This window comes from Streptococcus oralis, assembly GCF_019929345.1.
GTDB lineage: Bacteria > Bacillota > Bacilli > Lactobacillales > Streptococcaceae > Streptococcus.
This window is the reverse complement of record NZ_JAHZPJ010000014.1, coordinates 1-14,346: the sequence shown is the minus strand read 5'-3', so window position 1 is coordinate 14,346 and position 14,346 is coordinate 1. Positions and strand designations below refer to the sequence as shown.

Here is a 14,346-nt window from a genome sequence, read left to right as displayed (position 1 = left end):
AATTTTTTATTTATCCCCAACCTGTGGATAAGAATCATTAACATTGTGGATTCTTTTCCACAACTTGTGGAAAATTCTCACTATCTATGGTAAAATAAGTTTAGCACTAAACTACTAAAATCAGAGTAAAGGAGGAAAAATAGTTGAAAGAAAAGCAATTTTGGAATCGTATTTTAGAATTTGCTCAAGAAAGATTGACACGATCCATGTATGATTTCTATGCTACACCTGCAGAGCTTGTCAAAGTAGAAGATAGTACCGCAACTATATTTTTACCAAGACCAGAGATGGAAATGGTGTGGGAAAAGCAATTAAAAGATATCATTGTTGCAGCTGGTTTTGAAATTTATGATTCTGAAATCAGACCCCATTATATTTTCACTAAACCTCAAAGTACTGAAACTGCTCAAGTAAGTGATACTGGTACTATCTCCGCTTATGATTACACACCTGTATTGCCAACTATTCCCTATTCTGAGACAGGATTGAAGGAAAAATATACCTTTGATAACTTTATTCAAGGTGATGGGAATGTTTGGGCAGTGTCAGCTGCTCTAGCTGTATCAGAAGATTTAGCTTTGACCTATAATCCTCTTTTTATCTATGGAGGACCTGGTCTCGGAAAGACTCACTTGCTCAATGCGATTGGAAATGAGATTCTGAAAAATATTCCTGATGCGCGTGTTAAATACATTCCTGCTGAAAGTTTTATCAATGATTTTCTTGAACACCTGAGACTTGGAGAAATGGAGAAATTCAAAAAGACTTACCGTAGCCTTGATCTCTTACTGATTGATGATATCCAATCTCTCAGCGGTAAAAAAGTTGCAACTCAAGAAGAATTTTTCAATACCTTCAATGCTCTTCATAGCAATCAAAAACAAATCGTTCTGACTAGTGACCGAAGTCCTAAACATTTAGAAGGCCTTGAGGAAAGGCTTGTCACGCGCTTTAGCTGGGGCTTGACTCAAAATATCACACCACCTGACTTTGAAACACGAATTGCCATTCTTCAGAGTAAAACGGAACATTTGGACTATAATTTTCAAAGCGATACACTAGAATACCTAGCAGGTCAATTCGATTCAAATGTTCGAGAACTTGAAGGAGCGATCAACGATATCACTTTAATTGCCAGAGTGAAGAAGATTAAGGATATCAGTATTGATATTGCGGCAGAAGCTATTAGAGCGCGCAAGCAAGATGTTAGCCAAATGCTAGTCATTCCAATTGACAAAATACAAACTGAGGTGGGGAATTTTTATGGAGTGAGTGTCAAAGAAATGAAGGGTACAAGACGAGTTCAAAACATCGTTTTAGCCCGCCAAGTAGCTATGTATCTAGCTAGAGAGCTGACAGATAATAGCCTTCCAAAAATCGGAAAAGAATTTGGAGGAAAAGATCACACCACCGTTATTCATGCCCATGCTAAAATTAAATCCTTGATTGACGAAGACGATAATTTACGTTTAGAAATCGAAGCAATCAAAAAGAAAATTAAGTAGCTTGTGGATAACTTTTCCTTTTCTATCTTTTTTATCCACATTTTTTAAACAAGCTAAAAAGCTTGAGCTCACTAAATAGAAATCAGTTTTCCACAGAATTCACACACTCTATTATTTCTATTATCCTTCTAATACTAAAAATAAATAAAGGAGAATCCATGATCCATTTTTCAATTAACAAAAATTTATTTCTACAAGCCTTAAATACCACAAAACGAGCAATTAGTTCAAAAAATGCCATTCCAATTTTATCAACCATTAAAATTGATGTTACCAATGAAGGAATTACTTTAATTGGATCAAACGGGCAAATTTCTATTGAGAATTTCATTTCTCAAAAGAATGAAGATGCAGGTCTTTTGATTACTTCCTTAGGTTCTATTCTTCTTGAAGCTTCTTTCTTTATCAATGTTGTATCTAGTCTTCCAGATGTAACGCTAGATTTCAAAGAGATTGAACAAAAACAAATTGTCTTAACAAGTGGAAAATCAGAAATCACCCTAAAAGGAAAAGATAGCGAACAATATCCACGAATCCAAGAAATTTCAGCAAGTACTCCTTTGGTTCTTGAAACAAAACTACTCAAGAAAATTATCAATGAGACAGCTTTTGCTGCAAGTACGCAAGAAAGTCGTCCCATCTTAACAGGTGTTCATTTTGTATTGAGCCAACACAAGGAACTAAAAACAGTTGCGACAGACTCACACCGCCTTAGCCAGAAGAAATTGACTCTTGAAAAAAATGGCGATGATTTCGATGTGGTAATTCCTAGTCGTTCTCTCCGCGAATTTTCAGCTGTATTTACAGATGATATTGAAACTGTAGAGATTTTCTTTGCCAATAATCAAATCCTTTTTAGAAGCGAAAATATTAGCTTCTATACTCGTCTCCTAGAAGGAAACTATCCTGATACAGATCGTTTGATTCCAACAGACTTTAATACTACAATTACTTTTGATGTGGTTAATTTGCGTCAATCTATGGAACGTGCACGTCTCTTATCAAGTGCGACTCAAAATGGTACTGTGAAGCTTGAAATTAAAGGTGGAGTTGTTAGCGCCCATGTTCACTCTCCAGAAGTTGGTAAAGTAAACGAAGAAATCGATACGGAGCAGGTGACTGGGGATGATTTGACTATTAGTTTCAACCCAACTTACTTGATTGATTCTCTCAAGGCTTTAAATAGCGAAAAGGTTACTATTAGCTTTATCTCAGCAGTTCGTCCATTTACTCTTGTACCAGCAGATACTGACGAAGACTTCATGCAGCTCATTACACCAGTTCGAACAAATTAAGTGAAAGAGGTTGAGCCTGGCTCGCCTCTTTTATGATATAATCAAAAAAGAAAAGGAGAGTAATATGTATCAAGTTGGAAATTTTGTTGAGATGAAAAAACCACATGCTTGTACAATTAAATCAACAGGTAAAAAGGCCAATCGTTGGGAAATTACACGCATAGGGGCAGATATCAAAATAAAGTGTAGCAATTGTGATCACGTTGTTATGATGAGTCGCTATGATTTTGAACGAAAAATGAATAAGATTATTGACTAAGAACCCTTAGTTAGAGGGTTAGCAAGTTTTCCCTTTTTGTGTTATAATGTTAGGGATTGAAATGAGAACGGAGAATGAGAAACTATGGCTTTAACAGCAGGCATCGTTGGTTTGCCAAACGTTGGTAAATCAACCCTTTTTAATGCAATTACAAAAGCAGGAGCAGAGGCGGCAAACTACCCATTTGCGACTATTGATCCAAACGTTGGGATGGTGGAAGTTCCAGATGAACGCCTAAAAAAACTAACGGAAATGATTACACCTAAAAAGACAGTCCCAACAACATTTGAATTTACAGATATTGCAGGGATTGTAAAAGGAGCATCAAAAGGAGAAGGGCTAGGAAATAAATTCTTGGCTAACATCCGTGAAGTAGATGCGATTGTTCATGTTGTGCGTGCATTTGATGATGAAAATGTTATGCGTGAGCAAGGACGTGAAGACGCCTTTGTGGATCCACTTGCAGATATTGATACCATTAACCTGGAGTTGATTCTTGCTGACTTAGAATCGGTTAATAAACGCTATGCGCGTGTAGAAAAGATGGCACGTACGCAAAAAGATAAAGAATCAGTAGCAGAGTTTAACGTTCTTCAAAAGATTAAACCTGTTCTTGAAGATGGAAAATCAGCACGTACCATTGAATTTACAGATGAAGAACAAAAGGTTGTCAAAGGTCTCTTCCTTTTGACCACTAAACCAGTTCTTTATGTTGCCAATGTGGATGAGGATGTAGTTTCAGATCCAGATTCTATCGACTATGTTAAACAAATTCGTGAATTTGCAGCGACAGAAAATGCTGAAGTAGTAGTTATTTCTGCGCGTGCTGAAGAAGAAATTTCTGAGTTAGATGATGAAGATAAGCAAGAGTTTCTTGAAGCACTTGGATTGACAGAATCAGGCGTTGACAAGTTGACTCGTGCAGCTTACCACTTGCTTGGACTCGGAACATACTTCACAGCTGGTGAAAAAGAAGTCCGTGCTTGGACCTTTAAGCGTGGTATGAAAGCTCCTCAAGCAGCTGGTATCATCCACTCTGATTTCGAAAAAGGTTTTATTCGTGCAGTAACCATGTCATATGAGGATCTAGTGAAATACGGATCTGAAAAGGCTGTAAAAGAAGCTGGGCGCTTGCGTGAAGAAGGAAAAGAATATATCGTTCAAGATGGCGATATCATGGAATTCCGCTTTAATGTCTAATAACATTTAACAAATAGTGTCAAATAGGTTGGAAAAATATTCCAACCCTTTTGGCTTTTGAAAGGAAAATAAATGACTAAATTACTTGTAGGATTGGGAAATCCAGGAGATAAATATTTTGAAACCAAGCACAACGTTGGATTTATGTTGATTGACCAAATCGCCAAAAAACAAAATGTCACCTTTACACATGACAAGATATTTCAAGCTGATCTAGCATCTTTTTTTCTTAATGGTGAAAAAATTTATCTTGTCAAACCAACGACGTTTATGAATGAAAGCGGGAAAGCTGTTCATGCTTTATTGACTTACTATGGTTTGGATATTGAAGATTTACTCGTTATTTACGACGATCTTGACATGGAAGTTGGGAAAATTCGTTTAAGAGCAAAAGGATCAGCAGGTGGTCATAATGGAATCAAGTCTATTATTCAACATATTGGAACTCAGACCTTTAATCGTGTTAAGATTGGAATCGGAAGACCAAAAAAAGGCATGTCAGTTGTTCACCATGTTTTAAGTAAGTTTGATCAAGATGACTATGTAGGTATTTTACAGTCAATTGACAAGGTTGACGATGCTGTAAATTACTATTTACAAGAGAAAAACTTTGAGAAAACGATGCAGAGGTATAATGGCTAGATGGTGACTTTATTAGATTTATTCTCAGAAAATGATCAGATAAAAAAATGGCGTCAAAATCTGACAGATAAGAAAAGACAACTAATACTAGGCTTATCAACGTCTACTAAGGCTCTTGCAATTGCAAGCAGTCTAGAAAAAGAAAATAAGATTGTGTTATTGACATCAACTTATGGAGAAGCAGAACGAATTATCAGTGACCTTCTTTCTATCTTAGGAGAGGAATTTATCTATCCATTTTTGGTAGATGACTCTCCTATGGTAGAGTTTTTGATGTCTTCACAAGAAAAAATCATTTCACGAGTTGAGGCCTTGCGTTTTTTGACTGATCCATCTAAGAAAGGGATTTTAGTTTGTAATATCGCAGCGAGTCGATTGATTCTACCCTCTCCGACTAGATTTAAAGAAAGTATTATAAAAATTGCAGTTGGTGAAGAATATGACCAACACGAGCTACTTCATCAGTTAAAGGAAATCGGTTATCGAAAAGTTACTCAAGTACAGACACAAGGAGAGTTTAGTATTCGAGGAGATATTTTAGATATTTTTGAGATATCTCAGTTAGAACCTTTCCGAATCGAGTTTTTTGGTGATGAAGTAGATGGAATCCGAACTTTTGAAGTAGAAACACAATTATCAAAAGAAAATCAAACAGAACTCACTATTTTTCCAGCTAGTGATCTGCTTTTGAGAGAAAAGGATTATCAACGAGGACAGTCAGCTTTAGAAAAGCAAATTTCGAAGACTCTATCGCCGATTTTGAAATCCTATCTAGAAGAAATTTTGTCAAGTTTTCATCAAAGACAAACACATTCAGATAGTCGAAAGTTTTTGTCCTTATGTTATGATAAAACATGGACTGTCTTTGATTATATTGAAAAAGATACGCCAGTATTCTTTGATGACTATCAAAAATTAATGAATCAGTATGAAGCCTTTGAAAGAGAATTAGCGCAATACTTTACAGAAGAGTTACAGAATAGTAAAGCATTTTCTGAGATGAAGTATTTTGCAGATACAGAGCAAATCTATAAAAAACAAAGTCCAGTGACCTTTTTCTCTAATCTTCAAAAGGGTTTAGGAAATCTCAAGTTTGATCACATTTATCAATTTAATCAATATCCTATGCAGGAATTTTTCAATCAATTTTCTTTTCTTAAAGAAGAAATTGAGCGATATAAAAAAATGGATTACACCATTGTTCTGCAGTCTAGCAATTCAATGGGAAGTAAAACACTGGAGGATGTTTTAGAGGAATATCAGATTAAATTGGATTCCAGAGATAAGTCAAGTATCTGTAAAGAATCTGTAAACTTGATTGAGGGTAATCTAAGACATGGTTTTCATTTTGTAGATGAAAAAATTCTGTTGATTACTGAACATGAGATTTTTCAAAAGAAATTAAAACGTCGTTTTAGAAGACAACATGCTTCAAACGCAGAGCGATTAAAAGATTATAATGAACTTGAAAAAGGGGACTACGTTGTTCACCATATCCATGGAATTGGTCAATATCTAGGAATTGAAACAATTGAAATCAAAGGGATTCACCGTGATTATGTCAGTGTTCAATATCAAAATGGGGATCAAATTTCCATCCCAGTAGAGCAGATTCAGTTACTGTCCAAATATGTTTCAAGTGATGGTAAAGCGCCAAAACTTAATAAATTAAATGACGGGCATTTTAAGAAGGCTAAGCAAAAAGTTAAGAATCAGGTAGAGGATATAGCTGACGATTTAATCAAACTCTATTCTGAGCGTAGTCAGTTGAAGGGTTTTGCTTTCTCAGCTGATGATGAAGATCAACATGCTTTTGATGATGCCTTCCCTTATGTTGAGACAGATGATCAACTTCGTAGTATTGAGGAAATCAAGAGAGATATGCAGGATTCTCACCCCATGGATCGACTTTTGGTTGGAGATGTTGGTTTTGGTAAGACTGAGGTTGCAATGCGTGCTGCCTTTAAGGCGGTCAATGATCACAAACAGGTGGTCGTTCTAGTTCCGACGACGGTTTTAGCGCAACAGCACTATACGAATTTTAAGGAACGATTCCAAAATTTTGCTGTTAATATTGATGTGTTGAGTCGCTTTAGAAGTAAAAAAGAGCAGGCAGAGACACTTGAAAAATTAAAGAATGGTCAAGTCGATATTTTGATTGGAACGCATCGTGTTTTGTCTAAAGATGTTGTATTTTCTGATTTGGGCTTGATGATTATTGATGAGGAACAACGATTTGGTGTCAAGCATAAGGAAACTTTGAAAGAACTGAAAAAACAAGTAGATGTTCTAACCTTGACAGCAACACCAATCCCTCGTACCCTTCATATGTCTATGTTGGGAATCCGAGATTTGTCTGTTATTGAAACTCCTCCAACCAATCGCTATCCTGTTCAAACCTATGTTTTAGAAAAGAATGACAGTGTGATTCGTGATGCTGTTTTGCGTGAAATGGAGCGTGGAGGTCAAGTTTACTATCTTTACAACAAAGTTGACACGATTGACCAGAAGGTTTCAGAATTACAGGAATTGATTCCAGAGGCTTCGATTGGGTATGTTCATGGACAAATGAGTGAAATTCAGTTGGAAAATACTTTATTGGACTTTATTGAAGGACAATATGATATTTTGGTGACAACTACCATAATTGAAACAGGAGTTGACATTCCAAACGCAAATACCTTATTTATCGAAAATGCAGACCATATGGGCTTGTCAACCTTGTATCAATTAAGAGGAAGAGTTGGTCGTAGTAATCGCATTGCCTATGCCTATCTCATGTATCGTCCAGAAAAATCAATCAGTGAAGTCTCTGAGAAGAGATTAGAAGCAATCAAAGGATTTACAGAATTGGGCTCTGGATTTAAGATTGCGATGCGAGACCTTTCGATTCGTGGAGCAGGAAATCTCCTAGGAAAGTCCCAGTCTGGTTTCATTGATTCTGTTGGTTTTGAATTGTATTCGCAGTTACTAGAGGAAGCTATCGCTAAACGTAATGGTAATGGGAACACAAGAACCAAAGGAAATGCTGAGTTGATTTTACAAATTGATGCCTATCTTCCTGATACTTATATTTCTGACCAACGACATAAGATTGAAATTTACAAGAAAATTCGTCAAATTGACAACCGTGTCAACTATGAAGAATTACAAGAAGAGTTGATGGACCGCTTTGGAGAATATCCAGACGTAGTGGCCTATCTTTTAGAGATTGGTTTGGTCAAATCTTACTTGGACAAGGTATTTGTAGAACGTGTGGAGAGAAAAGAAAATAAGATTACAGTTCAATTTGAAACAATTACTCAGCGACTGTTCTTGGCTCAAGATTATTTTAAAGCCTTATCCGCAACGAACTTAAAGGCAGCTATAGCTGAGAATAAGGGATTAATGGAAGTCGTATTTGATGTCCGAAACAAGAAGGATTATGAAATTTTAGAAGGTCTGCTGATTTTTGGAGAAAATTTATTAGAGATAAAAGAATCAAAGGAAGCTAATTCTCTTTGACGTTTTTCTTCTATAAAAGGGATAAAAATGGTACAATAGTAATTTGAGGTAATAAAAATGAGATTAGACAAGTATTTAAAAGTATCACGAATTATTAAGCGTCGCACGGTCGCAAAAGAAGTAGCAGATAAAGGTAGAATCAAGGTGAACGGAATCTTGGCCAAAAGTTCAACGGATTTAAAAGTTGATGACCAAGTTGAAATTCGCTTTGGAAATAAGTTGTTGCTTGTTAAAGTACTAGAGATGAAAGATAGTACAAAAAAAGAAGATGCAGCAGGCATGTATGAAATTATCAGTGAAACACGGGTAGAAGAAAATGTCTAAGAATATTGTACAGATGAATAATTCTTTTATTCAAAATGAACATCAACGTCGTCGTTACCTGATGAAGGAAAGACAAAAACGAAATCGTTTTATGGGTTGGGTCCTTATTTTGATGATCTTGTTGTTTATTTTACCAACTTATAACTTGGCTCAAAGCTATGATCAGTTACTGCAACGCCGCCAGCAATTGACAGAGTTGAAAGAGCAGTACCAAACTCTTAGTGACGAAAAGGATAAGGAATCTGCTTTTGCTGCAAAGTTAAAAGATGAAGACTATGTAGCAAAATATGCACGCGCCAAGTACTATTACTCAAAGAAACGAGAAGCGATTTATACAATTCCTGATTTGCTTCCGAGGTAATGTCATGGAAAATTTATTAGAAGTTGTTGAGCAGTTTTTAAGTTTATCAGATGAAAAATTAGAAGAATTAGCAGCCAAAAATCATTTATTACGATTACAAGAAGAAAGGGAAGAGAAGAATGCGTAAGTTCTTAGTAGTTTTATTGCTACCTGCTTTTATCATAACCTCAAGAGTAGTTAGCACAGAAAAACAGCTTCCTTACTCTTCACAAGAAATTTATTATCTAACCGAGTCTGATTATGGATTCTACTATAAAGAAACTCTGGAATCCCCAATGGTTTATGGAGAAACAGCCGTCTATGCTAATGAGGATCTTGTCAAGGAGTCTGGTAAATTGACTCCTGGAAATGCCTTTAAAATCGTAGAATGGCGTTTGAATAGACAAGGTGTTCCTGTTTTTAAATTAGATAATCACCAGTTTATTCTTGCAGATAAGCGTTTGGTCTATGATCAAAGTCAAGTTCAAACTCAAAATAGACAAGTATGGTTGGAGCCAGGGTTTGTTATCTATAACAGCCCTTATGACACTAAAGAAATTTCTTCATCTCTCTCTCCCTATCAACTTGTAACGGTGGATAGAACTCTCTTTGCTGAGGGACAAGAATTTCTTCATATAAATCAAGTTGGGTGGGTATCAAAAGAGTTCGTCTCAGAAGAAGACAATCGCATCCAAAAGGTTCAAGAAGTCTTATCAAGCAACTATCAGAACGAAAATTATTCTATTTATGTTAAACAACTGAGTACAGGTAAAGAGGCTGGGGTGAATGAAGACAGCAAACTCTATGCAGCTAGCATCTTGAAACTAGCCTATCTTTATTACGCTCAAGATAAGATAAATCAAGGGGAATACACGCTAGACAGTAGCTTCAAGTATATCCCAGAAGTAAATAGTTTCCCTGGGTCCTATAAACCAGAAGGTAGTGGTAGCTTACCTAAAAAAGAAGATAACAAAGAATACAGTCTTCAACAGTTAATTACTAAGGTAACAAAAGAATCTGACAATGTTGCTCATAATATTTTAGGTTACTATGTGACCAATCAATCTGACGGGGCTTTTAAAGAAAAAATGTCCACTATTATGGGTGAAGATTGGGATGTGAATGATAAATTAACTTCTTCGAAAATGGCTGGAAAAGTCATGGAAGCTATTTATAATCAGAATGGTTTTGTTTTAGAGTCTCTAGGCAAAACGAATTTTGATAACCAACGAATCGCAAAAGGTGTTTCGGTTAAGGTAGCTCATAAAATCGGAGATGCTGACGAGTTTAAACACGACACTGCGATTGTTTATACTGATTCTCCTTTCATTCTCTCTATTTTCACCAAAAATTCTGATTATGACACCATTGCTAAGATAGCCAAGGATGTCTATGAGGTTCTAAAATGAGGGAGCAGGATTTTTTAAATCATTTTCTCCAAAAAGAGTATTTCAAAAAACATTCTAAAGTTGTGCTGGCTCTGTCTGGTGGACTGGATTCAATGTTTTTATTTCATCTATTATCTACTTATCAAAATGAGTTGGAAATTGAGCTGATTTTAGCACATGTTAACCATAAGCAGAGAAGGGAGTCTGACTGGGAGGAAAATGAACTAAGGAAGTTAGCTGATGCAACTGGACTTCCTATTTATATCACAAGCTTTTCAGGAGACTTTTCAGAATCTCGTGCTCGAGAGTTTCGCTATGATTTTTTTAGAAAAATCATGAAAGAGGTTGGAGCGACTGCCTTGGTCACTGCCCACCATGCAGATGATCAGATTGAAACGATTTTGATGCGCTTGATTCGAGGAAGTAGACTACGTCATTTAACAGGAATAAAAGAAAGTCAAGTAGTTGATGGAATTGAAATCATCCGTCCCTTGTTGTATTTTCATAAAAAAGATTTTCCACCAATTGTTTATTTCGAAGATCAAACAAATCAGGAAAATACTTATTTTCGCAATCGCATTCGGAATAGGTATTTACCAGAGCTTGAAAAAGAAAATCCTCGTCTTAAATCCGCCCTTTTAGATTTAGGAAGGGAAATTTCAGATTACCAAGCAGCAATAACGGAGCTTTCTCAACAAATTGATGTGGAAGATTTGAATGAGCTCTTTTCATACTCTCAACAAACTCAAGGGGTTTTACTCCAGAACTATCTCAATCAATTTCCAGACTTAAATCTGACAAAGGCTCAGTTTGCTGAAGTTCGACAGATTTTAGCAACTAAAAGTCAGTATCGTCACTCACTGAAAAATGGTTATGAATTGATAAAAGAGTATCAATATTTTCGAGTTTGCAAAATCAGTCCTCAGGCTGATGAAAAGGAAGATGAACTTGTGTTACACTATCAAAATCAAGTTCGATATATGGGCTATTTATTTTCCTTTGGCATTCCTATTGAAGGGAATTCTGTTCAAAAAGTAATGGTTTCACGGGAAACATCTGTACATATTAGATGTCGAAAACCTGGCGATATTCTTATCATGAATGGTCACCGAAAGAAACTGAGACGTTTATTTATAGATTTGAAAATTCCTATTGAAAAACGAAAAACAACTCCTATTATTGAGCAATTTGGAGAAATTGTCTCAATTTTAGGAATTGCGACCAGTGATTTGAGTAAAAACACGAAAAATGATATAATGAACACTGTACTTTATATAGAAAAAATAGATAGGTAAAAAGATGTTAGAACACGATATTGAAAAAATCCTCGTTTCACATGATGAAATTACAGAAGTAGCTAAAAAGCTAGGTGAGCAGCTAACCAAAGACTATGAGGGGAAAAATCCAATACTCATTGGCATTTTGAAAGGATCGATTCCTTTTATGGCTGAATTGGTCAAACATATTGATACGCATATTGAGATGGACTTCATGATGGTATCTAGTTACCATGGTGGAACAGCAAGTAGTGGTGTAATCAATATCAAGCAAGACGTGACTCAAGATATCAAAGGAAGACATGTTTTATTTGTAGAGGATATCATCGATACAGGTCAAACTTTGAAGAATTTGCGAGATATGTTTATCGAAAGAGAAGCAGATTCTGTTAAAATCGTGACTTTGTTAGACAAACCAGATGGACGCGTTGTTGAAATTGAAGCAGATTATACTTGTTTTACAATTCCAAATGAGTTTGTAGTAGGTTATGGTCTAGACTATAAAGAAAATTATCGCAATCTTCCTTATGTTGGAGTGTTGAAAGAGGAAGTTTATTCAAATTAGAAAGAGTATTCTTTAATGAAAAAACAAAATAATGGTTTAGTTAGAAATCCATTTCTATATTTGTTAATTATCTTCTTCCTTGTGACAGGGTTCCAGTATTTTTACTCTGGAAATGCTGCTGGGCGAAGCGAAAAAATTAACTATACAGAATTGGTAAAAGAAATTACAGCAGACAATGTAAAAGAATTAACCTATCAGCCAAATGGCAGTATCATTGAAGTGTCTGGTGTTTATAAAAATCCTAAGACTAGTAAAGAAGAAACAGGAATTCAATTTTTCACTCCTACAGCTACAACAGTAGAAAGATTCTCAAGTACTATTCTTCCGTCTGATTCAACAGTTTCAGAATTGCAAAAACTTGCTTCTGAACATCAGGCAGAAGTAACAGTCAAACATGAGAGTTCAAGCGGTATGTGGATCAATATCCTTGTCTCTGTTGTGCCATTTGCTATTCTTTTCTTCTTCCTATTCTCTATGATGGGAAATATGGGAGGAAATAGTGGCCGAAATCCAATGAGTTTTGGACGTAGCAAGGCTAAAGCTGCAAACAAAGAAGATATCAAGGTACGTTTCTCGGATGTTGCTGGTGCCGAGGAAGAAAAACAAGAATTAGTAGAAGTTGTTGAATTTCTAAAAGATCCAAAACGATTTACAAAACTTGGTGCGCGTATTCCTGCAGGTGTTCTTTTAGAGGGACCTCCGGGAACAGGTAAGACCTTACTTGCTAAGGCAGTTGCTGGGGAAGCAGGTGTTCCATTCTTTAGTATCTCAGGTTCTGACTTTGTAGAAATGTTTGTCGGAGTTGGTGCAAGCCGTGTTCGTTCTCTTTTTGAGGATGCAAAAAAAGCAGCGCCAGCCATCATCTTTATCGATGAAATTGATGCCGTTGGTCGCCAACGTGGTGTCGGTCTTGGTGGAGGTAATGATGAACGTGAACAAACCTTGAACCAACTCTTGATTGAGATGGATGGTTTTGAGGGAAATGAAGGGATCATTGTTATCGCTGCGACGAACCGTTCAGATGTTCTAGATCCAGCTCTTCTCCGTCCAGGACGTTTTGATAGAAAAGTCTTAGTTGGTCGCCCTGATGTTAAAGGTCGTGAAGCAATCTTGAAAGTTCACGCTAAAAATAAACCTCTGGCAGACGATGTTGATTTGAAACTAGTTGCCCAACAAACCCCAGGTTTTGTGGGAGCTGACTTAGAAAATGTTCTAAACGAGGCAGCCTTGGTTGCAGCCCGTCGCAATAAATCAGTCATTGATGCTTCAGATATTGATGAGGCAGAGGACAGAGTGATTGCTGGTCCATCTAAGAAAGATAAAACAGTATCACAAAGAGAACGTGAATTGGTTGCCTACCATGAGGCTGGACATACCATTGTTGGTTTAGTCTTGTCAAATGCTCGTGTTGTTCATAAAGTTACCATTGTACCACGTGGCCGTGCAGGCGGATACATGATTGCGCTTCCGAAAGAGGATCAAATGCTTCTTTCTAAAGAAGATATGAAAGAGCAATTGGCAGGTTTGATGGGTGGTCGTGTAGCTGAAGAGATTATCTTTAATGTCCAAACGACAGGAGCTTCAAATGACTTTGAACAAGCTACACAGATGGCGCGTGCAATGGTCACTGAATACGGTATGAGTGAAAAACTTGGCCCAGTTCAATACGAAGGTAATCATGCTATGTTTGGTGCACAAAGTCCTCAAAAATCAATTTCAGAACAAACAGCCTATGATATTGATGAGGAAGTTCGTTCATTATTGAATGAAGCACGAAATAAAGCAGCTGAGATTATTCAATCAAATCGTGAAACCCACAAACTGATTGCAGAAGCATTATTGAAATACGAAACATTGGATAGTACACAGATTAAATCTCTTTACGAAACAGGAAAAATGCCTGAGACAGTAGAAGAGGAATCTCATGCCCTATCTTATGATGAAGTAAAATCAAAAATGAGTGAGGAAAAATAACCGCAGAGAGGCAGTGCCTCTCTTTTTGTGTGCAGTTGAGAGTGGAAAGGGAACAGAAGAGGAGAAGAAGATC

General features: G+C 36.4%; 13 protein-coding genes. All 13 read left to right on the top strand.

Annotation, left to right across the window (positions count from 1 at the left end; all coding sequences use genetic code 11):
• Nucleotides 1-143 precede the first annotated feature (143 nt).
• Complete coding sequence (gene dnaA, locus K1I97_RS08755) at nt 144-1,505, top strand: chromosomal replication initiator protein DnaA (RefSeq protein ID WP_223332216.1); 1,362 nt, start codon at nt 144-146, stop codon at nt 1,503-1,505.
• 158 nt (nt 1,506-1,663) lie between these two features.
• Nucleotides 1,664-2,800, top strand: coding sequence for a DNA polymerase III subunit beta (gene dnaN, locus K1I97_RS08750; RefSeq protein ID WP_000581146.1), 1,137 nt, complete (start codon nt 1,664-1,666; stop codon nt 2,798-2,800).
• A gap of 64 nt (nt 2,801-2,864) precedes the next feature.
• Nucleotides 2,865-3,059, top strand: coding sequence for a DUF951 domain-containing protein (locus K1I97_RS08745; protein ID WP_223332217.1), 195 nt, complete (start codon nt 2,865-2,867; stop codon nt 3,057-3,059).
• Nucleotides 3,060-3,143: 84 nt separating this feature from the next.
• On the top strand, nt 3,144-4,259 hold the full coding sequence (gene ychF / locus K1I97_RS08740; protein WP_223332218.1) for a redox-regulated ATPase YchF: 1,116 nt from the start codon (nt 3,144-3,146) through the stop codon (nt 4,257-4,259).
• 72 nt (nt 4,260-4,331) lie between these two features.
• Nucleotides 4,332-4,901 carry an aminoacyl-tRNA hydrolase gene (gene pth / locus K1I97_RS08735; RefSeq protein WP_223332219.1) on the top strand — a complete coding sequence of 190 codons (570 nt, stop codon included), beginning with the start codon at nt 4,332-4,334 and terminating at the stop codon, nt 4,899-4,901.
• Nucleotides 4,902-8,405, top strand: coding sequence for a transcription-repair coupling factor (gene mfd, locus K1I97_RS08730; RefSeq protein WP_223332220.1), 3,504 nt, complete (start codon nt 4,902-4,904; stop codon nt 8,403-8,405).
• 57 nt (nt 8,406-8,462) lie between these two features.
• On the top strand, nt 8,463-8,729 hold the full coding sequence (locus K1I97_RS08725) for an RNA-binding S4 domain-containing protein (protein WP_001234973.1): 267 nt from the start codon (nt 8,463-8,465) through the stop codon (nt 8,727-8,729).
• A complete protein-coding gene (locus tag K1I97_RS08720; protein ID WP_000041922.1) occupies nt 8,722-9,090 on the top strand; it encodes a septum formation initiator family protein in 369 nt (122 codons plus the stop codon). The genes K1I97_RS08725 and K1I97_RS08720 overlap by 8 nt, the downstream gene beginning before the upstream one ends.
• 4 nt (nt 9,091-9,094) lie before the next feature.
• Nucleotides 9,095-9,217 carry an SP_0009 family protein gene (locus K1I97_RS10205; protein ID WP_000429343.1) on the top strand — a complete coding sequence of 41 codons (123 nt, stop codon included), beginning with the start codon at nt 9,095-9,097 and terminating at the stop codon, nt 9,215-9,217.
• Nucleotides 9,210-10,478 (top strand): serine hydrolase, encoded by a 1,269-nt coding sequence (locus tag K1I97_RS08715; RefSeq protein WP_223332221.1) that lies wholly within the window; start codon nt 9,210-9,212, stop codon nt 10,476-10,478. The genes K1I97_RS10205 and K1I97_RS08715 overlap by 8 nt, the downstream gene beginning before the upstream one ends.
• Entirely contained in the window at nt 10,475-11,752 is a 1,278-nt protein-coding gene (gene tilS / locus K1I97_RS08710) for a tRNA lysidine(34) synthetase TilS (RefSeq protein ID WP_223332222.1), read from the top strand. Before K1I97_RS08715 ends, tilS begins: the two co-directional genes overlap by 4 nt.
• Nucleotides 11,753-11,756: 4 nt before the next feature.
• Nucleotides 11,757-12,299, top strand: coding sequence for a hypoxanthine phosphoribosyltransferase (hpt, locus tag K1I97_RS08705; RefSeq protein ID WP_223332223.1), 543 nt, complete (start codon nt 11,757-11,759; stop codon nt 12,297-12,299).
• 15 nt (nt 12,300-12,314) lie between these two features.
• On the top strand, nt 12,315-14,273 hold the full coding sequence (gene ftsH, locus K1I97_RS08700) for an ATP-dependent zinc metalloprotease FtsH (RefSeq protein ID WP_223332224.1): 1,959 nt from the start codon (nt 12,315-12,317) through the stop codon (nt 14,271-14,273).
• Nucleotides 14,274-14,346 lie beyond the last annotated feature (73 nt).

Excerpts from the sequence above, each read along its gene's own strand:
- K1I97_RS08720 (WP_000041922.1), top strand. The coding sequence starts at position 8,722 with ATGTCTAAGAATATTGTACAGATGAATAATTCTTTTATTCAAAATGAA.
- K1I97_RS08725 (WP_001234973.1), top strand. The coding sequence starts at position 8,463 with ATGAGATTAGACAAGTATTTAAAAGTATCACGAATTATTAAGCGTCGC.
- tilS (WP_223332222.1), top strand. The coding sequence starts at position 10,475 with ATGAGGGAGCAGGATTTTTTAAATCATTTTCTCCAAAAAGAGTATTTC.
- K1I97_RS08745 (WP_223332217.1), top strand. The coding sequence starts at position 2,865 with ATGTATCAAGTTGGAAATTTTGTTGAGATGAAAAAACCACATGCTTGT.
- mfd (WP_223332220.1), top strand. The coding sequence starts at position 4,902 with ATGGTGACTTTATTAGATTTATTCTCAGAAAATGATCAGATAAAAAAA.
- ychF (WP_223332218.1), top strand. The coding sequence starts at position 3,144 with ATGGCTTTAACAGCAGGCATCGTTGGTTTGCCAAACGTTGGTAAATCA.
- K1I97_RS10205 (WP_000429343.1), top strand. The coding sequence starts at position 9,095 with ATGGAAAATTTATTAGAAGTTGTTGAGCAGTTTTTAAGTTTATCAGAT.
- pth (WP_223332219.1), top strand. The coding sequence starts at position 4,332 with ATGACTAAATTACTTGTAGGATTGGGAAATCCAGGAGATAAATATTTT.
- K1I97_RS08715 (WP_223332221.1), top strand. The coding sequence starts at position 9,210 with ATGCGTAAGTTCTTAGTAGTTTTATTGCTACCTGCTTTTATCATAACC.
- dnaN (WP_000581146.1), top strand. The coding sequence starts at position 1,664 with ATGATCCATTTTTCAATTAACAAAAATTTATTTCTACAAGCCTTAAAT.
- ftsH (WP_223332224.1), top strand. The coding sequence starts at position 12,315 with ATGAAAAAACAAAATAATGGTTTAGTTAGAAATCCATTTCTATATTTG.
- hpt (WP_223332223.1), top strand. The coding sequence starts at position 11,757 with ATGTTAGAACACGATATTGAAAAAATCCTCGTTTCACATGATGAAATT.